The organism is Paenibacillus sp. GP183 (genome assembly GCF_900104695.1).
Classification (GTDB): Bacteria; Bacillota; Bacilli; order Paenibacillales; family NBRC-103111; genus Paenibacillus_AI.
In genome coordinates this window covers 4,545,988-4,564,005 of the sequence record NZ_FNSW01000001.1, presented here as the reverse complement: position 1 = coordinate 4,564,005, position 18,018 = coordinate 4,545,988, and the positions used below count along the sequence as shown (strand labels likewise).

Below are 18,018 nucleotides of genomic sequence, written 5' to 3'. Positions count from 1 at the left end.
TTAGTTTAGTCATTCCGAATGACATGAGAGAGAATGTTGATAAGCTTATCAAACGGATCGCGAACATAGAATCTCCTAACGCCCCAAGGCTCATCAGCCGGCCCATATTCTAAACGAAATGAATGTTACTAAAGTCGCGTTTCATATATGTGTTACTGGGCTTGCGATGCCATGCCCTTTCTCTCTTGGAGCTGTTAACTACTGCTTTATGCGTAATTGTACTTTGCATAAATTTTAAATAATTTCCACAATATAATCATGGTTAATTATCTGGCGAAGGAGGTAATGAACAAAGATGAAGAAAGACAATCAGATCGGTATGATACATGAACAAAATGTAGAAAAACAACTTGAACAACTTGAGCAACAAAATCCTACAAATGAAGAAAACAAAAAGGGCAGCACGAACGAAATTCAACCGATGGCAACCGATGATGGGTTAACACAGTAGTTTCTTGCACCCGCCCTTGCTGGCACTCGCTGGCAGGGGCTTTGTTATATTTGCTTCATGTTCCTTTTTAACTCAGTTGAGAAGTCCCACTCATCTCAACGGCAGACTCATGGTTCAATTATTGATTTCTTATCCCATAAGCTTAATTATATATAAAATTCAAACACTCACCTTTTAGTAATGGGTATCCAAATTTCACTTTTGAAAGTTGGTGAAGATATGTCACTATCCCTATTCCACAGTATTTCTGGACCTTCTATTTGTTCATACATTGAGGATGGAAACCATTCAGAATAAATGCGACCCCATACATTCTGTAATGTATCTGGAAAGGGACCGATTGCTTCAGCTGTGGATCAGGCACAATCCTTGAAGAACGATTAACGTACCCCTTTACGTGTCGGTGGTGGTGATATAGACAACGTCGCAATTCATATAGCTCAAGCAAATCTCAATGGCAGCTTCGCAGAGGTAATACGATGGGATGCTCGCCAAATGAATTTTTCTGATGCTTCCATTAACAAAATTGTAACTAATCTTCCTTTTGGAAGACAAATATCATTTGGTGAAAAAACTAATGAAATGAATCGCCAAATACTATACGAAATAACTAGGGTACTTGTCCAACAAGGTATAGCTGTAGTTCTATCGGAAAATTGGGATGAAATCAAACAGGAAGCTGAATCTATGAATTTAGCTTTAATTGATACTTACCCTCTTAGTCTTAAGGGTTTGCATCCTATCATCTTTGTTTTCCAAAAATTTTAAGGAGAGGTTTATGGCATCATTTATTTACAGAGTGGTTTCCTATGTATGGGTATGAACTTGATGAAAATGCTCATTTCTTTCGAAAACTGAATGAGAGTAATAAATTTGAGCTTTGGGTTCCAGTGACAAAGAGTAAATATGATTGATCCCCTGTACTGCAATAAGCTACGAAAGCAGCCTATCTAAGCCTATCGCACTAATAATCAACCGTTCTTTCCTACTTTCCAGTAATTGTTGAGACCAATCGACGAATCCACCATCACCAATATTATGTTCTTCTCCGTTTATTTTAGTGATGACAGTAAATTGTAAACCTTTATAATACTGATTTTCTAAATTAGGCTCCTTTATTGATACATTAATCGAAAACCGTTCCCCATGCTGTGCGACTCTCCGCAGCAACCCCTCGGAATCTTTATAACCACCACGGCCGCTCAGGATAACCTCAATATCTGATTGGAACAATGATTGGAATATATCTTGGTATACTCTAATGTGCTCCCAAAATGTTTGCTTTTCAAAATGATAAGAACCTGTATCTGTACCAGAAGTGACCATACAGAATAGATGAAAATGCGGAAGCATTCCAGGATCGTTACTGAAATATTGAGTTCTAACATGTCTATGGGTTGTGCATAAGCGGATATAGTTCAACCTGTTGCTCTTTTTGCGTGACTTTAACAAATCGCTAATATGCAAAGCTAGAAGGTTGGTCGCGTCTGACACTACTTCAGTTCCTCTGATTGCAGAAAGAACTTTATTTTGATCGACTGTCGCTACAACAGAACAAGATCCTAAAGGAGCCACGGGAGATAACTGAACTGGTGTAGCGAAATGGTTGCTTGCTATTTTCAAAATATCTAGTTCCAATTGCTTTAATTGGATAGGATCAACTGAAGCAGGATGCACAAAACGGTTTTCCTGGTATCTTTTAAGTAATTCGCTGGGAACTAACCTCTTGGTCTTTTCTCGAAAAACCTGGAGTAAGAGCGTGTATAAATCGGAACCTGATATTTGATCAGTCAATAATTCAACGATCTGTTCAACACCCAGTTCTTTAATAATTCGTTCAAGATTATTTGATTGATCTGACTCCATTGTCGGCACCCCCTTTCTTCCAGTGTTTTAAAGTCAAAATTGCTCCACGGTTTATGGGATGTTCCGATTACTCTATACTATACACATTGGCTATTGCTGTTACATTATCCTGCCCGTTACCGCATGCTCGCTTATTTCGCATGATTAAATTTTTTTAGGTTATATTAAGGTTTAATTCCCGTTTAATTGGTATAGTGGAGAAATGCGTTGCCAAAACACTAGGAGGATTATAGCATATGAGTGATTTCGAAAAGAATCCGCAAGATAAAGAAGGATTGAAAGTGAACAAGCCTATAGAAGAGAATACAGCCACTACAGTTGTGGACGATTCTACACCAGCTGATCCTGCAGTCGGCGAATCGATAGCGGTAGCACCGGCTGTTGTTGAAGATGAAGCCGTGCAGCCTGCGCGAACCATGAATAAAAGCTGGCCATGGAAGGCGGTAGCCGCGATTGCTATTGTTGCTCTGGTTATCGTGCTCGTCACCGGTCAAAAGAGCAATAGCATGTCTGAAACTGTCGGCACTTTAAACGGAGAAAAAATTACCAAAGCCAATTTATATGATGAAATGGTGAAAAAATTAGGAACACAGCCGGGGCAAATTCTAGACAATTATATGACGCTCAAGCTAATCGCGTTGGAAGCGACTAAAGCAAAAGTGAATGTCACCGATGCCGACATTAATACAGAATTGCAAAATCTTAAAATCAAAAACAACATTACTACCGATGACCAACTGAATCAAGCATTGGCTCAAAGCAACATGACGATTGACAGCTTAAAAGAAAATATCAAAACGAACCTGGAGCTTCGGAAAATTCTCGAGCCGCAAATTCCGGTGACGGACGCAGTATTGCAGAAATATTTTGAAACTAACAAAGCCAGTTACGGAACTCCGGAACAGGTCAAAGCTTCCCACATCCTATTGGCTACGCAAGCGGAGGCTGATGCAGTGCTGGCAGAACTGAAAAAAGGTGCGGATTTTGCGACACTTGCCAGTCAAAAATCAACGGATCCAGGTTCCAAAGCTAAGGGCGGTGATCTCGGTTACTTCGGAAAAGGGGTCATGAATCCACAATTCGAGACGGCGGCATTTGCTTTGAAGAAAGGTGAAATGAGCGGGGTTGTGCAATCCCCGAATGGCTTCCATATCATCCTGGTGACGGATATAAAACCAGCTGTTGTGCCAACTTTCGACTCGGTTAAGGACAAAGTCAAAACCAATTATATTGACAGCCAAGTTCAAACAATGGCTCCGGCTTGGATTGCCAAAGCCAAAACCGATGATCATTATTCTAATTTGCTGATACCGGCTCCGACCACCACGGCGCCTGTGGCAAGCGCTCCTGCGACAAGCACTCCCGCGCCATAATTCAACAATCGGGGATTAATAATGCAATAACATAGATGAGCCGGCTGCAACTGTGGTCGGCTCGTTTTGTTGAACTTCCATGAAAATTAAACCGCGAAAATTCACAAATACAAGCAGGCTATTTTCATTGTTTTGCGACAAAATCCTCACATGCACAAGCCATTCCCTGCTTGCACACCGATCTCACTTCAACGACTATTTTACCAGCTAATACACCGACGCCTATCCCGGTGCCATAAAACAGTGGCTAGAACATCAAATTCAATTTCGATCGTTGGACAAAAAAGGAACAGAGGTAGAATTCAATTCTATCACTGGTTCCTTTTTTATTTGCAATGAATGAATATTCGGAATTATTAAAAATTGGTATTGCTCGATCCCAGAAATTTGGATATAATCTTTTATGAAAAGGTTTTCATTAAAGGATGATAAACGCATGAAGCCAACCATTAGGGATGTGGCGAAAGCGGCAAACGTGTCCATTTCCACAGTTTCAAGAGTGTTTAATAAACCTGATCTTGTAGCTGAAGACACGCGAAACAATGTATTGAAAGCGATTTCAGATTTGGAGTTTCAGCCCAATGCTCTGGCAAGAGGATTGATTTACAAGCGAACGCAAACGTTCGGAGTCCTTGTGCCTGATATTTCAAACAGCTACTATGCCGAATTAATTCGGGGCCTTGAGGATGAAGCTATCGTTGGAGGCAGAAATTTAATTATCTGCAATACGGACAACGACAAAAGGCGTTTGATTGAAAATTTAAAGATGCTGAAAGAAAAACAAGTCGACGGGATTGTATTTACCAGCCTACCGATAGAACCTGACTACTACGGCATAATTCAAGGCCTCCGAATACCTGTAGTCTTGGCCTCGACACACAGCTTGGAGTACGATTTGCCTTCGGTTAAGGTAAACGACGAGCAAGCGGGTTACGATGCCGCCAAATATCTTATTGAAGCAGGACATGAAATGCTTGGCATGATCAGCTTCAAGCTGACGAACCCGATCGCGGGACTCCCACGATATGAAGGGTTTATGAAAGCAGTCCGGACTTACGGACTGCAAGTTGACCCGCTTCGCAACATACAATTCAGCTCTTCTCGGTATGATCATGCTTTCGAAGCGACGGAATTGCTGCTGCGGCAGACTTCCGGCATTTCAGCCATTTTCGCTGCAAGTGATGAAATCGCATTAGGCGTCATTTCCTGTTTGTATCAGCACGGTTTGAAGGTGCCCGACGATATCTCGGTCATCGGCTTCGATAATACCAGAAATTCTTATATGAGCCTACCGAAAATCACCACGGTCGCTCAGCCCATTCGCGATATCGGGTCTCTAGCAGTAAAGAAACTGGAGCAGCTAATTAAAACCGGTACGGTTAGCGAACTAAGAACGTACCTGCCCCATTCCATTATCGAAAGAGATTCTGTCAAGAAAAAGCACAGCGAACCTATTTGAAAAGGCTTTCAATGGATTCGATAAAGGAGGTGATGGTCCTTGTAAGTGTGAAAATCCAGCCATTATGTGAAACGCAAAGGTTTTTATCCGAATGAAAAATGTGTATGAGGAGGTCAACCATGAAAAAAGGACTGAAGTCTTTATTCATTGTGCTCGCATCAGCTATGATGGTTACTTCACTGGTCGCTTGTTCACGAAGCGATACGACTGCTTCCGCTCCCAGCGCAAAACCTGCCGATCCGGGCAAGCCGGCGCAGCAGCCGCAAAAAGAAGTTTCGCTGACATGGTCGTTCGGCAAAGACGCCACCGGAGTCAATGAAAAATTGGCCAAAGCGTTCATGGAGAAGAATCCCGGCATCAAAATCAACATTCTCGAAATGCCGCAAAAATCGGACGCTCAGCATAACGATTACGTAACGAAGCTTTCCTCGAAAGATACAAGCATCGATATTATGAACATTGATATCATTTGGCCCCCGGAATTCGGAGCTTCTGAATGGCTTGAGCCGCTGAACAGTTATTTTTCCAAAGAAGAGCTTGATAAATTGCTTCCGGGTCCGGTGCAAGGCAACACCTTGAACGGAAAGCTGTACGGCATTCCATTTTATACCGATGCGGGGATGCTCTTTTACAGAAAAGACATCCTTGACGAAGCTGGAGTGAAGCCGCCGAAAACGTTCGACGAATTGAACAAGCTTGCCAAATCGCTGAAAGGCAAAGGCGGCACAGAATACGGGTTCGTCTATCAGGGCAATCAGTATGAGGGGCTTGTTTGCAACGTCCTGGAATATTTCTGGGCGAATGGCGGAGACGTGCTTGGTGCGGACAATAAAGCGATCATCGATTCGCCGAATAACGTAGAAGCATTGAAATTCTTTACCGATATGACCCAATCCGATCTTGTGCCGAAAGGAATCACAACGTACGTAGAAGAAGATGCCCGCACCGTATTCACGGAAGGCAAGTCTATTTTCATGAGAAACTGGCCTTATGCATGGGCCAAATCGCAAGAGGACGGCTCAAAGGTCAAAGGCAAGGTCGGAGTTGTTCCGATGCCTGTTGGTCCGTCAGGGAAAACTCCGGCAGCGACGCTTGGGGGCTGGAACCTCGGGATCAATGTTAATATTACGAAGGAAAAGAAAGATGCCGCGGCGAAATTCCTGAAGTATTTGGCTTCGGATGAAACTCAGGCGTTTTCGGCTGTCAACAGCGGACGTATTCCGATTGCCAAGTCAGCATTTAAAAACGCCGACGTTTTGAAAGCTAACCCGCATTTTGAGTCTTTGTACGATGTGTTCATTAACGCAAAGCCGCGGCCGGTATCGCCGATTTATCCGCAAATTTCCGACGTGATTCAAATACAAGTTCATAAAGCGATCACAGGCGGTCAAACGCCTGATCAATCTGTGAAAAATATGCAGAAGAGCATATCCGATTTGCTCGCGAAGTACAAAAAATAGCACGCGCAACGGGGGCGTTCCCGCTTGCCAGGAACGGCCCCTTATTGTCTTGTGTCGTCGCCATATTGTGGACGTAAAGCCAGTTAGGAGGTTTGCGAAATGAAGCATCAAGCTGAACTAACGATGGAGGGGCACTCCGCATTAAAGAGGAAAAAACGGTTTTTCAACAGTCAACGGCAGGAATCACTGTTGGCTTATACGCTGACTGCGCCTTCGCTATTGACCATCGGCTTATTCGCGCTGTATCCGATTTTGAGCTCTGTTTGGCTCAGCCTGCACGAATTTAAGCTGAATATGCCGTTTTTGGGCAAGCCGTTTGTCGGATTTCAGCAATATGCTACCTTGAGCACCGATGTTAGATTTTGGGCTTCACTTTGGAATACGGTATATTTCACATTTTTCTCGGTATTGCTGGAATTGATTCTTGGATTTGCCATTGCCATCTTAATTAACCGCAGCTTTCGCGGGCGGGGGATCGTTCGAGCGGCTGTATTGGTGCCGTGGGCGATTCCTACCGTTGTATCAGCTTTGATGTGGAAATTTATGTTTAACGACCAGTTGGGAGTTATTAACGATATCTTTGTAAAGGCCGGCATTCTCAACCACTATATTGCCTGGCTCGGCAGTAAAGAAACGGCCCTTTGGTCCATCATTGTCACCGACGTATGGAAAACAACGCCCTTTATGGCGTTACTCATATTGGCGGGCTTGCAGGTAATTCCATCGGATATGTACGAAGCGGCTAAAGTGGATGGGGCAAACCGCTTTCAACAGCTTGTGAAAATCACGATACCGCTAGTCAAGCCGGCCGTGTTGGTCGCTTTATTGTTCAGAACGTTGGATGCATTCCGCGTATTCGATGTCGTATTTGTCATGACCGGCGGAGGTCCGGCCAACTCTACGGAAACACTGTCCATGTATGCACAGACTACGCTGATGCGTTATTTGGATTTCGGCAAAGGGTCCGCTTTGTCGGTGATCACGTTTCTATGCGTGCTGCTGATCAGCTTCTTTTACATCAAAATTCTTGGCGTCAACATAGATAAAAGATCTTAAGGGGGAGACCTATGCTCATTGCTCGGACCAAAACAACTTTGTTCTATGCTGCAGTTTGGATTTTCGTGTTGATCGTCATGTTTCCGTTTTTTTGGCAGATCACCACCTCCTTAAAATCGCCTGACCACCTTTATAGGATGCCGCCTGACTGGATTCCTTCTCCCGTTTATTTCGGCGGTTATATCGCCACCTTTTCCAAGCATCCTTTTACGATTTATTTAGAGAACAGCTTGATTATTGCGGCAGCCACCACACTGTACAGCATCATCATCGGTTCGCTTTGCGCTTATGCAGTGGCACGGCTGAATTTCTCGGGAAAAAGAATCATTCTGATGCTCGTGCTCGCGGTATCCATGTTTCCGTCCATAGCCATTCTTAGCCCTCTTTATATTCTGTTAAGGCAATTCAACCTGCTGAACACGTTCCAAGGGCTGATCTTTCCCTATACGACGCACGGCTTGCCGCTCACCATCTGGGTATTAGCGAGTTTCTTTAAAGAAATCCCATTCGAACTGGAGGAATCCGCGCGAATCGACGGCACTTCCCGACTCGGCGCGTTTTGGAGGGTGATCGTACCGTTAGCCGCTCCAGGCGTTTTCACAACAGCAATCCTCGTCTTTATTGCCGCATGGAATGAATTTTTGTTTGCGTTCTCGTTCATGTCCAAAGACATCATGAGAACGGTTCCCGTCGGCATCGCCATGTTTCCCGGAGAACACGATCTGCCGTGGGGCGATCTTTCCGCGGCTTCTGTCATCGTAACGGTACCGCTTATCGTCATGGTGCTGCTTTTCCAGAGAAGAATCATTTCCGGCTTAACGTCAGGAGCGGTAAAGGGCTAGTCACGTGGATCGGACGACAATCGAGTAACACTTAAAGTTAATTGATTATAAGTTGAAATCATATAGTCTGCTTGATACAGCCTTCCGCTTCCTGCCAAATTTTTGCTCATACCAATTGTCACCGCAACCCCCGCTGCTTTTCCCATTTGCATATCTCCGTTGGTATCCCCGATCAAAGCCACCTTGGCAGGTGAAACCCCTATTCTTTGGCATGCGGTATGAATCATTTCAGGGTAAGGCTTGCCTACAGTCACTTGGTCACTTCCAATAATTTCTCGAAAATAATGATCTGAATGGATCCAAGATAAATGTTTCTTGGCTTCTTGGGTGTAATCAGCCGTGACCACACATAAAGGAAGCTGTAATTTCTCACACTGCTCTAAAAAATCGATTAAACCGTGGATCGGAACAGCCGGACGTTCTCGCTCCATTTCAACGCTTGCTTGCTTTTGAAACTCGCGAATTCGCGTGATTGCTTCATTCCATGTCAATCCACACCGGTATAACTGCCAAGCCAAGATCGCTTCAATCTCTGGCATGGACCCAATGGATAAAGGCCCTTGGATATCATAACCAGTTAGCCTTCCAGTTTCATCCATCTCGATACCTAATAATTTCGAGGGATCCAATCCAAGCAATTCACCGCCCATGGATGAAATTTGATCGATCACTTGCATTGTCATCCGCTCAGCAAAACGACCCCACAGCTCTAAAAATTCCAATAAGGTGCCATCTTTATCAAATAGAATCGCTTCAATTTCATAGGTTTGTTGATCGATAATCAGATTGGTCATACAATACTTCTCCTTCATTTACACCTTACTGTGAATTCCTTCTTTGATTTGTTCGATAATATCTAAGATACTCTTTGAACCAAGATCGCCTTCACCTCGTTTTCTAACAGCCACTGTTCCCGAATTTTTCTCATTCTCACCAAGCACAAGCATGAAAGGTACTTTCTCGAGTTGTGCTTCGCGGATCTTGTAACCAAGCTTTTCATCTCTTATATCAACCTCTACACGTATTCCGGCCTCGTCTAGGGATTTTTTCACTTGAAAAGCATAGTTCAGATAATTTTCGGACACTGGTAGAAGTTTAGCTTGTACTGGAGAAAGCCAAAGTGGAAATGCTCCGGAGTAGTGTTCGGTTAAAATACCCATAAACCGATCAATCGAGCCATAAATAGCACGGTGTATAACGACCGGCCGGTGTTTTTGATTGTCCTCGCCAATGTAAGAAAGATCGAACTTTTCAGGCATCTGGAAATCAAGTTGTATAGTCCCACATTGCCAGCAGCGTTTAAGTGCATCTAAAATATGAAAATCAATTTTCGGACCGTAGAATGCCCCATCCCCTTCATTTACACGATAGATGATATCACGATTATCCAAAACGTTTTGCAATGACTTTTCAGCCTGATCCCATAATATTTCTGATCCCATGAAATCTTCTGGACGAGTTGACAGCTCAATCTTGTATTCAAACCCAAAGACTTTGTAAATATGGTCGATGAGTTCAATAACACGACTAATTTCGTCCTCAATCTGACCGGGTTGAACAAAAATATGAGCATCGTCCTGACAAAATGTACGGACTCGCATCATTCCATTAAGAGCCCCAGACATTTCGTGCCTGTGTACTTGGCCAAATTCTTTTCCGTTTTCTCTTCTTATACCTATTATAGTACTGATTCGATATATAAATCTGATTGTTGGGAGACAGGTCATATTTTAATTGGAATAAAATAACATACTATCGTCGCAACATTATACAATGTAACGGAAAACTCACTGGTATAAGGTTTAAAAAAAAGGCGTTTAGTTGTGAATAACATTATATGGTTGCTAAGCATCGTATCTAGTGCCTTACTGATTCTGCTAATTTTCACTTCATTCTTAAACCATCCAAACTAACAAGCACCAAACCTATCAGTACCGCTAGCCCATCAGTACCTATCAACTGCTGATATTAGAACCACTCCGAGCTCACTGCCATCAAAAGTTAATAAAAAGAATTCAATATACGATTATTAATAGAAGAATAAGAGAGGTTGGGTGCTTGAAGAATAAGTTGTTATGGGGGTGACTTTGATTGTTGTTATCATTGTTGGAGGATTTGGCTATTTAAATATTACACAGGCAACCATATTGTTGTAAAAGAGGTGTTTGATTCTTCGCAAGTCCCTAAAAACAGCAGCTCTCTTACGCCCAAGCAGCTTGATAAAAAATGGTTAATTACTGATTCTTCCAAAGTTTATTTTGAAGTTGAAACATCTCAGGAATCTGTTATCAGCCAATTTCATGCGATTAGCGGCTTTTGGAATATTTCCAAAACTGATAAGTCAAATAAAACGATGCTCTCGGAAAGTAGCGGCCTGCCCACGAATAGTACCGTTTTCGTCAGTGAGATTCCATACTGTCGCCCGCATGATGTAAAATCTCCGGCCGGTGCTGGAAATCCGAACTCCCGTATAATTGTCAACGTAGCCTTTTTCATTGACGGCCTTCAGGAAGTCAGCTCGCTCCTCGCGTTCCATTGGTTCTGCGGTCAGTCTCGACGGTGTATGTGTGAACGTCTCCCAGTCCATCTCCCATAGCTCGAGCGCTGACTGGTTACCGAAATTCAAGATCGGATCGGTCTCCAACCCATGGGACAGTATCACGATCGGAGCATGAAACAGCTGATCGAATTCCTTGACGGATTCGGTTGCTTCATCCAGAAGAGATTTTCCCGTCCATCTCTTGTAGCTGTTGATGATCAATCTAGCATGCACTTCAGTTGCTCCAGCGCCGGTATAACACATGGTATTCTATATCCTCCTCTTCCATCATATCGGATCATCACTTGTCGTCGCTTGTTATTGCTCAAGAGTAACGATCTCGATTTGATTGTTCTGCATGAGCCTCTTTCCTCGCAAAATTGACCAAGAAAAATATTCTACTTTAATTATTCGCGGAATTATTATAGTATCCTGCCCGTTACTTCAACAAACCAAAAGAGGAGTTAACACGAGCCAGCTCCTCCACTATCGTTATCCGCTAGTTTAGTAAATTACTCGGTGAATGGGCTTTCTAAGAGTATAATTTCATGTGTGTAAGGATTTAATTCTACTTTACCTCCAAGAGGTAAAATTAATTTTGGATCTGTATGACCAAAATCAAAATCAACGACTATTGGTACCTTATCAGCACCAAACTCACCTTTTATGACATTCACTGTTATCTCATTAAGTTTTAGTTTCTCTTCTTCGGAATAATCCTTCGCTCTTCCCAAAATAATCCCTTTTATCTTCGAGAATATGCCTTGCATACCATAATTCCGTAACATATATCCAACTTGACTAGGTGAAGGTTTTTCTTCTGATGTTTCGAAAAACAAAACTTTATCATTCCAGAAAGATTCATTAGCCCAATAGGTAGTCGATTTCATAAATTCTAATACTTCGATACATCCCCCCCACAAATACCCTTGTTCTACGGAGTTTCCCTGTAAAAACGTCCATCCATTCTCATTTTCATAAAATTCCTGACAATCACCCAGCGTATCAAGATCGTTCCAATCTTTATATGCATTTGTCCATTTCTGAAACGAAGAGTATTTATAAGGGAATTGATTTGAGAATAAAATCGATTTCAAATGCTGGGTAAATTCAAAAGGAAGGTTCTTAATCTGAGCTAACCCCGCCATAATTGAAGGTCCATAAAATGTCACCATTCCTAACTGGTTTAAATAAGTTAAAAAAGTAGTTGCATCTGAAAATCCCATAATAAATTTCGGATTGTTGATAATCATTTCCGTATTTAGAAATGGTAAAATTCTGACCGATTCATATCCGCCTATTGAAGTAATTATTCCATCTATTTTATTATCCTCGAAACATTGGTTAATATCATTTGCACGAAGTTGTGGATTCTTGTACAAATCATCAGGAGACATTCTTGCTGTTGGCATTTCAACAACTTCAAAACCCAATACTTCATGAAGATTTTTTAGTCCGAGCTCGTAGATATCTGGGAACAAAGAAGGTAGGCCACTTGAAGGCGATATTATTGCAATTCTTGAACCAGGCATAATTCTTTTAGGTTTTTTCATTCCAGGTTACCTCCCAACTCTCAATTATCTCCTCATATTACCACACTAACCTTCCCGTTCCTGAATTGGTCTAAGTGATATTGCACCTTAATTCATAGCTCTTTGTACCGTATCGTCAACATTATCAACGTATAAATACATAATTACCGGTGTGCCGCCAAGCGATTTTGCTGCACGATTGTTTCCAGGAAATTCGTCCGTAATCACCTCGCTTAACTTCCCATTTGCCGGTCAGCCCCTTTCCTGCTGCCGACGTAGCTTATTAAATACGATCAAAAGCGGGAACAGCATGACCGCAGACAGGACGATAGTCGCCGATTCGGTCCAATCGACTTGATCGCCACCAGAGGGTTAAATCTGCGGTAGCCTGGTAATGAAGGGGTGATAATATAAGTGTCTTTTGATATCTGATTACTCTAGCCATTTCGATCGCATCAAGATCGTCAAGGTCGAGCACGCTTGACATCGAGGTGCATCCGCGGCGCCGGTCCGCCCTCTGTGTTGGCGACGCCGCTTGCGATGAAGCCAACCGATTCGTAAAACCCCATCGCGTGCGGGTTGGCGGTCACATCCACACGCACACCGAGCCGCGCAATGTCTTCGATCAGGTCACTCGCGATGCCTTGGCGCATCCAGTCAGGATCAGTGAACAAATCCTCGAGTTCGAGGAAGTCGTCGACAAGACGTGCCGACGCGAAGCCGACGACCCGCCCATCAACAACAGCGACACGCGCGAACGGCAGCATCGCGTCGTCCCACACGAGCCACTCGGGATGAGCGGTTATGAGATCACGGTCGCCCTCGATTGCCAGTGACGCACGGCGAAAAACGTCGCGCAACGTATCGACGTCGTCGATGACCGCGCTTCTAATGACGAGGTCAGACGAATTTAAAGGTTTTTTTTCTACGATAGCACAATTAACAAACAGGATTTTCCTTTCTTTTGTCGAATACATAAGGGACAACAATTTTTGTAGGAGTTGACCCTTTTGCTTTCGAAAAATCGCCTCGGCGCCGCGCCGAAAATTTACTTCAGACCCGAAATGAAAAACTGCCCGCATTGCGGGATCAGATTAAAGCGTTCCCACACTGCATGGAACAAGAAAATTTCAACACTCAGCGGCGTCATTCACGCTTGGAGCATGGCTTATGCCTGTCCCAACGTAGACTGTCCGCACGCTGGTGTCACGTACAAATCAGCTGAAGCGGAAGCGCTGAGTATGAAGCACTCCTCATACAGTTACGATGTGCTCTGTCTCGTCGGCGAACTGCGCTTCAAACAGCATCGCACCTGCAAGGAGATTGCGGATACGCTAAATGAGCGCGGTATAGTGACGAGTGAAAGATATGCACAAACCTTATATGAACGGTATCAAACACTGCTAGCTGCAAGCCTTGACGATTACGTCAAACAAATCTTGGCGGAAACCACAGCACAGAATGGCGGCATCATCCTTTCCATGGATGGCGTCCAACCCGAAAAAGGAAACGAGATGTTATACGTCATCCGAGAAGTATTTAGCGGCACGATTCTAGCGGCTCAGAACATGAAGAGCGGAGCCGCCGCCGAATTACGGACACTTATCGATCCGATTATTGAACTGGGTTATCCCATCGTAGGGATTGTCAGCGACGGGCAGGTTTCCATCCGGCAGGCTTTCGAATCGCTCTTGCCTGATGTACCGTATCAGTACTGCCAATATCATTATCTGAAAGACATCGCAAAGCCTGTTGTGGATGCCGATCGCAAACTCAAAATGGAACTGAAAAAGAGCATGCGCGGCCTGCGGGATATAGAGCGAAAAATCGAGCAAACCGAGAAAAAAGCAATCACGGAAGCACAGGCAAGCGCAAAAGCGAGTCCCCTTGCATTGAGCGATGCACCAGAAGCGCCCTCGTACAAGGAGGCCCAGGTGGCAAAGGGTTATGCCGCTGCAGTGCGCGCTTTACTCCTGGAAGATGGCGAACCACCACTTGATTTGCCCGGTATGCTGATCTATGAACGAGCCCAGGCCATACAGGCGTCGCTGCAGCGATGCTTGACTAAAAAAAGAGCCTCATCTTCTTCAGGGTATGGTCAGAATTTTCAGTAAACTAGACGAACTTGGGGTCCTTTATGAAACCGTATGTCGCTGGGCAAAGCCGATTTCACATATAGCGGCGGCGTTGGAGCCGGAAGTAGACAAGACCAGCGAAACGGCTGAATGGGAAATGACTCATGTGCTGAACTGGCTCAAACAGACGTATTCCGACGAGACCGATGCTCCCATGGTCGACAATGTGATCCGCTACTCTCGCGGGTTCTGGAAAGGGTTGTTTACCTGCTACGACCATTATTACCTCCCGCGAACGAACAACGATCTGGAGCAATTTTTTCGGCGGACGAAATCTTGCCATCGTCGGATCACAGGTCTTCGGAATTGGAATAGTTACATCATACGTAACGGAGAAATGATTGTACTTGTTGATGATGCGCTTCGTCAGAAGCACGTCGTCGCCCGTTTACGAACCGTGAGCTATGAAACCTATACAAAGCGCAAAGCACAATGGAGCGAACGACTATCCGAAAGCGTTCAACGAAGACGGTTTAATCGCAATCCCCACAATTTTCTGCAACAACTGGAGAATCAATGGGATCAAGTGTTAGTTTGTTGATTGTGCCGTCGTAGTTTTTTTTATTCACAGTTGAGTTTTCCTTTTTATGGAATCATTTTTATGAGTGTAAAACTATACTACATTAATAATTAGAAAAGTAGCCATGTATTGTATCGTTATAATTATACTTTGCCGTTACTTCAATGAACCAAAAAAAAGGAGCTGCCACAGCATAACAAGATTTATCATCTATTTGTTTTATAGAGCAACGGAGTTATCGAACCGAGGGTAATGTTCTCTGGCTGTAGACAGATTGGGCAGTCTCCTTTGAAATTTATCCTCTGGCCATACATTCACGAAAAGAAATCCCTCGCGCTGCAGCAAGGGATTTCGAAAGAATATGAAAAGTGGACTACAGAGATGCGACTGAGGAGGTTGACCGCGCTTTACATGGACAAGGCGGCTTTGGCGTTTCTCAAATCGCCGGCTAGCAGCCGATCCAGATGGTAGGCTGGGTAATAGTTCCTCTCCAGCATAAAATTGAACACCTTGTAGTGCATGTTGACCGCATTTAGCAAGTGTCTCTGGAACATTTCATGCAACGACGGCGTAGCTGTTTCCGTAATGACGGCCGCGTAGTTGCGAGTGGCGGTTTTGAAAAACACAAGCAGGTTTCCCGCATAGAAGGCGGTCATGTCCACTCCCGTGGGCGTTGGGTGATCCGGTTCGCGGCTGTCTCTGCGCATCGTGGGAATCGGTACTTTTTCATAATAAGGAAGCAAATCGTGCATATCTTTCTCGAGGCCGCGGATCGCCTCCGTATAAAGACTTCGAAGCGTCGGGTCCTGTATGTTCGCATGCTGCATTTTGAACGCGATCAGCTGATGGGCTAGCGTGGCTACTACCTCGTGCAGCTCGAGGGTCTCATGCCAGGCCAGGTGCTGGGGCTGGGGTACTCTTGAATTTTCGGACAATGGGAAAACCTCCATCATAGTGATGAGATACCATATGCCTATATTTTTCGGATGGAACGTTGTCCCTTATTGGTTGCGCAAGAAGTTGGTTACATTCTGTTAACTTGAAAAAGCTAAAGACTACACCAGAACTAGGTTTAACTTGTTTTAATAAATTCCAGTAACGAATGAGAAATCCAATTCTTTGGGTGAATAACTTTAACAAACATATGTTCGCAAAATACAATAAGAAGAAGTACCCATTGACTTTACCTCTTCAATTTGGCCGTCAAGTTCCTTAAGTTTGGTGTGCTACTTTTTTTGATATAGTGAAGGTGTGAATTGAATCACATATATCTGTGTTAGGCTCGCCTGCTCATTGCTTGAAAGGCATGGCTCGTAACGCATTGCTCCAGCCAATGCGGATCGAGACCACCGGCCGCTGCGGCAGGGAAGAAGTCAGTGAACAAGTGATGATAAGGACGCAAGCTACCGCCTTTGTGCTGTCCAACATTGTACCAACCAGTATCCTGAGATAACAGCAGGTGTTCGCCGACGCCGCAGTCGAGCAGTTGACCCAGCAACTCCACATGCTCCTCATAAGTTCCCTGCAAAATGGAGTCCACGGAAATCCAACCGCCTGCCTCCGCAAGCCGCTCGTATACGTCAATGTCTTTAAATGTTTGCGCGTGCACCCAAATGAATCGTTCCTGGTCGAAATGCGCTAGTTTCATGATCTCATAGGCGTGCATGGCGATGTCAGGGCCTATCGTATGACACTGAATCGGCAGGCCGGTTTCCAACGAGGTTCGCATAGCGGCAAGGAGGATCTTCTGCTGCGTATCGTCGATTGCCGTCCCGTCGTTAAGTGCGATTTTGATAAAACCCGGATACACGCCGCTCTCCCCGATGCCGTCTCGCGCTTCCCGTGTCCATATATCGGCCAGGTCTCGTTCTGAAATCTCGTAAACGAAGGAAGGCAGATACGGCTTCTTGTAAAATCCGGTGTTCGTGATCAGATGGATTCCGGACAGCTCCGATAGCCGCCGCAGGATGTAAGGGTCCCTGCCTAAGTACTCCGGCGCACAGTCCACCATGGTGCCGCATCCGGTTTCCTCCAATTTCAACAAGAAAGGGAGGATGGACGTGACCACCTCGTCACGGTTATAATGCTCCGGCGTAAGCTTCCCGTCTTCTACAAACCCAACGAGGACATGCTCATGTTCCAAAATTCGTCCCGCTTCCTGCGCAGTAATTAAACCTGAAACCGTTTGCAGCAACAACAGCACCTCTATTCTTGAATCTGGTTTCTCCGTAGTTGATTAAAATTTATCTCATTATATATTACCATATTTTCGCTATCAGGAAGCTATTTATGAAAGCCTTAAATCACGTATACTACGTTTTCATGGGGAGTGATGGCATCATGCAATACGGAGGCATTCAATTATTCACCAATCTTGATCTTGATTCGAATGTTGTCCTTCGGGATCCAGCATTTGAACTGATATTTTGGACTCGTAGCATAACCTAATCGGCGACAAAAAAACTTCTCGGAAGTACCTCTCCGTATCTCATAATGTATACAGGTTGCACAACAGTGATAGTCCTTCATTTTCTCTCACTCCTTGATGGAATCGTAAAATGTTTCTTCACAAGGAGGAATAATATACCTGAAATATTCATGGAGCCTTGAGTCCCTTTACTCAAATGGGAAATATAGGAGTTAGACCTTCGAAAATCACTTGCAGTGGGGTTTTGGAGATGCAATCTGGCGGAGCGCTTAAGCAATAATGAAGTGAATTAATAAATTCCCATTATATGGACTTTGAAATAGACATGCGTTCCCGTTAGGTCAGAATGAAGCTTTT

15 protein-coding genes and 4 pseudogenes are annotated in these 18,018 nt (G+C 44.1%); 9 read left to right on the top strand and 10 right to left on the bottom strand.

Annotated elements, in window-relative coordinates:
• Window positions 1-5: 5 nt before the first annotated feature.
• Window positions 6-119 (bottom strand): annotated as a pseudogene (locus BLV33_RS30240) (glyoxalase); the annotation flags it as partial.
• A gap of 176 nt (window positions 120-295) precedes the next feature.
• Here BLV33_RS30240 and BLV33_RS29495 point away from each other — a divergent pair.
• Window positions 296-451: a hypothetical protein gene (locus BLV33_RS29495; protein WP_171909256.1), complete on the top strand. Its 156-nt coding sequence runs from the start codon at window positions 296-298 to the stop codon at window positions 449-451.
• Window positions 452-618: 167 nt separating this feature from the next.
• Here the strand turns inward: BLV33_RS29495 and BLV33_RS22540 are convergent.
• Window positions 619-798, bottom strand: a pseudogene (locus tag BLV33_RS22540) (GyrI-like domain-containing protein); the annotation flags it as partial.
• 64 nt (window positions 799-862) lie between these two features.
• On the opposite strand from BLV33_RS22540, the pseudogene BLV33_RS22535 reads away from it, so the two are divergent.
• Window positions 863-1,219 (top strand): annotated as a pseudogene (locus BLV33_RS22535) (hypothetical protein); the annotation flags it as partial.
• Window positions 1,220-1,384: 165 nt separating this feature from the next.
• Here the strand turns inward: BLV33_RS22535 and BLV33_RS22530 are convergent.
• The gene (locus BLV33_RS22530) at window positions 1,385-2,317 is read right to left on the bottom strand and encodes a hypothetical protein (protein ID WP_090797206.1); all 933 of its coding nucleotides are present in this window, start codon (window positions 2,315-2,317) and stop codon (window positions 1,385-1,387) included.
• A gap of 236 nt (window positions 2,318-2,553) precedes the next feature.
• On the opposite strand from BLV33_RS22530, the gene BLV33_RS22525 reads away from it, so the two are divergent.
• The 5 genes from BLV33_RS22525 to BLV33_RS22505 all read left to right on the top strand — a co-directional run bounded on the left by BLV33_RS22525 (window position 2,554) and on the right by BLV33_RS22505 (window position 8,507).
• Window positions 2,554-3,690 carry a peptidylprolyl isomerase gene (locus BLV33_RS22525; protein ID WP_090797203.1) on the top strand — a complete coding sequence of 379 codons (1,137 nt, stop codon included), beginning with the start codon at window positions 2,554-2,556 and terminating at the stop codon, window positions 3,688-3,690.
• A 436-nt stretch (window positions 3,691-4,126) separates the two neighbouring features.
• Entirely contained in the window at window positions 4,127-5,149 is a 1,023-nt protein-coding gene (locus BLV33_RS22520) for a substrate-binding domain-containing protein (protein ID WP_090797200.1), read from the top strand.
• A gap of 119 nt (window positions 5,150-5,268) precedes the next feature.
• On the top strand, window positions 5,269-6,609 hold the full coding sequence (locus BLV33_RS22515; protein ID WP_090797197.1) for an ABC transporter substrate-binding protein: 1,341 nt from the start codon (window positions 5,269-5,271) through the stop codon (window positions 6,607-6,609).
• Window positions 6,610-6,708: 99 nt separating this feature from the next.
• Window positions 6,709-7,665, top strand: coding sequence for a carbohydrate ABC transporter permease (locus tag BLV33_RS22510; RefSeq protein WP_216234808.1), 957 nt, complete (start codon window positions 6,709-6,711; stop codon window positions 7,663-7,665).
• A gap of 11 nt (window positions 7,666-7,676) precedes the next feature.
• Window positions 7,677-8,507: a carbohydrate ABC transporter permease gene (locus BLV33_RS22505; protein ID WP_090797194.1), complete on the top strand. Its 831-nt coding sequence runs from the start codon at window positions 7,677-7,679 to the stop codon at window positions 8,505-8,507.
• Here the strand turns inward: BLV33_RS22505 and BLV33_RS22500 are convergent.
• The 5 genes and pseudogenes from BLV33_RS22500 to BLV33_RS22480 all read right to left on the bottom strand — a co-directional run bounded on the left by BLV33_RS22500 (window position 8,504) and on the right by BLV33_RS22480 (window position 13,555).
• The gene (locus tag BLV33_RS22500; protein ID WP_171909255.1) at window positions 8,504-9,301 is read right to left on the bottom strand and encodes an HAD family hydrolase; all 798 of its coding nucleotides are present in this window, start codon (window positions 9,299-9,301) and stop codon (window positions 8,504-8,506) included. The two genes, BLV33_RS22505 and BLV33_RS22500, sit on opposite strands and share 4 nt — an antisense overlap.
• Window positions 9,302-9,319: 18 nt before the next feature.
• Window positions 9,320-10,159: pseudogene (gene thrS, locus BLV33_RS22495) on the bottom strand (threonine--tRNA ligase); the annotation flags it as partial.
• A gap of 689 nt (window positions 10,160-10,848) precedes the next feature.
• Complete coding sequence (locus BLV33_RS22490; RefSeq protein ID WP_090797186.1) at window positions 10,849-11,310, bottom strand: MEKHLA domain-containing protein; 462 nt, start codon at window positions 11,308-11,310, stop codon at window positions 10,849-10,851.
• Window positions 11,311-11,558: 248 nt separating this feature from the next.
• Entirely contained in the window at window positions 11,559-12,599 is a 1,041-nt protein-coding gene (locus BLV33_RS22485) for a S66 family peptidase (protein WP_090797183.1), read from the bottom strand.
• A gap of 443 nt (window positions 12,600-13,042) precedes the next feature.
• Window positions 13,043-13,555, bottom strand: coding sequence for a GNAT family N-acetyltransferase (locus BLV33_RS22480; RefSeq protein ID WP_253187140.1), 513 nt, complete (start codon window positions 13,553-13,555; stop codon window positions 13,043-13,045).
• 33 nt (window positions 13,556-13,588) lie between these two features.
• On the opposite strand from BLV33_RS22480, the gene BLV33_RS22475 reads away from it, so the two are divergent.
• Both BLV33_RS22475 and BLV33_RS22470 read left to right on the top strand, forming a co-directional pair.
• Window positions 13,589-14,692, top strand: a complete 1,104-nt coding sequence (locus BLV33_RS22475; RefSeq protein WP_253187108.1) for an ogr/Delta-like zinc finger family protein — start codon at window positions 13,589-13,591, stop codon at window positions 14,690-14,692.
• The gene (locus tag BLV33_RS22470; protein WP_090786861.1) at window positions 14,673-15,254 is read left to right on the top strand and encodes a hypothetical protein; all 582 of its coding nucleotides are present in this window, start codon (window positions 14,673-14,675) and stop codon (window positions 15,252-15,254) included. Before BLV33_RS22475 ends, BLV33_RS22470 begins: the two co-directional genes overlap by 20 nt.
• A 386-nt stretch (window positions 15,255-15,640) precedes the next feature.
• Here the strand turns inward: BLV33_RS22470 and BLV33_RS22465 are convergent, their stop codons facing one another.
• Together BLV33_RS22465 and BLV33_RS22460 are read right to left on the bottom strand one after the other, a co-directional pair.
• Entirely contained in the window at window positions 15,641-16,168 is a 528-nt protein-coding gene (locus BLV33_RS22465) for a spore coat protein (RefSeq protein WP_253187139.1), read from the bottom strand.
• Window positions 16,169-16,509: 341 nt separating this feature from the next.
• The gene (locus BLV33_RS22460) at window positions 16,510-17,427 is read right to left on the bottom strand and encodes a phosphotriesterase family protein (protein ID WP_171909254.1); all 918 of its coding nucleotides are present in this window, start codon (window positions 17,425-17,427) and stop codon (window positions 16,510-16,512) included.
• Window positions 17,428-18,018 lie beyond the last annotated feature (591 nt).

What these genes read in the sequence shown, in the direction of transcription:
- BLV33_RS29495 (WP_171909256.1), top strand. Translation starts at nt 296, where the DNA reads ATGAAGAAAGACAATCAGATCGGTATGATACATGAACAAAATGTAGAA.
- BLV33_RS22530 (WP_090797206.1), bottom strand. Translation starts at nt 2,317, where the DNA reads ATGGAGTCAGATCAATCAAATAATCTTGAACGAATTATTAAAGAACTG.
- BLV33_RS22525 (WP_090797203.1), top strand. Translation starts at nt 2,554, where the DNA reads ATGAGTGATTTCGAAAAGAATCCGCAAGATAAAGAAGGATTGAAAGTG.
- BLV33_RS22520 (WP_090797200.1), top strand. Translation starts at nt 4,127, where the DNA reads ATGAAGCCAACCATTAGGGATGTGGCGAAAGCGGCAAACGTGTCCATT.
- BLV33_RS22515 (WP_090797197.1), top strand. Translation starts at nt 5,269, where the DNA reads ATGAAAAAAGGACTGAAGTCTTTATTCATTGTGCTCGCATCAGCTATG.
- BLV33_RS22510 (WP_216234808.1), top strand. Translation starts at nt 6,709, where the DNA reads ATGAAGCATCAAGCTGAACTAACGATGGAGGGGCACTCCGCATTAAAG.
- BLV33_RS22505 (WP_090797194.1), top strand. Translation starts at nt 7,677, where the DNA reads ATGCTCATTGCTCGGACCAAAACAACTTTGTTCTATGCTGCAGTTTGG.
- BLV33_RS22500 (WP_171909255.1), bottom strand. Translation starts at nt 9,301, where the DNA reads ATGACCAATCTGATTATCGATCAACAAACCTATGAAATTGAAGCGATT.
- BLV33_RS22490 (WP_090797186.1), bottom strand. Translation starts at nt 11,310, where the DNA reads ATGTGTTATACCGGCGCTGGAGCAACTGAAGTGCATGCTAGATTGATC.
- BLV33_RS22485 (WP_090797183.1), bottom strand. Translation starts at nt 12,599, where the DNA reads ATGAAAAAACCTAAAAGAATTATGCCTGGTTCAAGAATTGCAATAATA.
- BLV33_RS22480 (WP_253187140.1), bottom strand. Translation starts at nt 13,555, where the DNA reads ATGTATTCGACAAAAGAAAGGAAAATCCTGTTTGTTAATTGTGCTATC.
- BLV33_RS22470 (WP_090786861.1), top strand. Translation starts at nt 14,673, where the DNA reads ATGGTCAGAATTTTCAGTAAACTAGACGAACTTGGGGTCCTTTATGAA.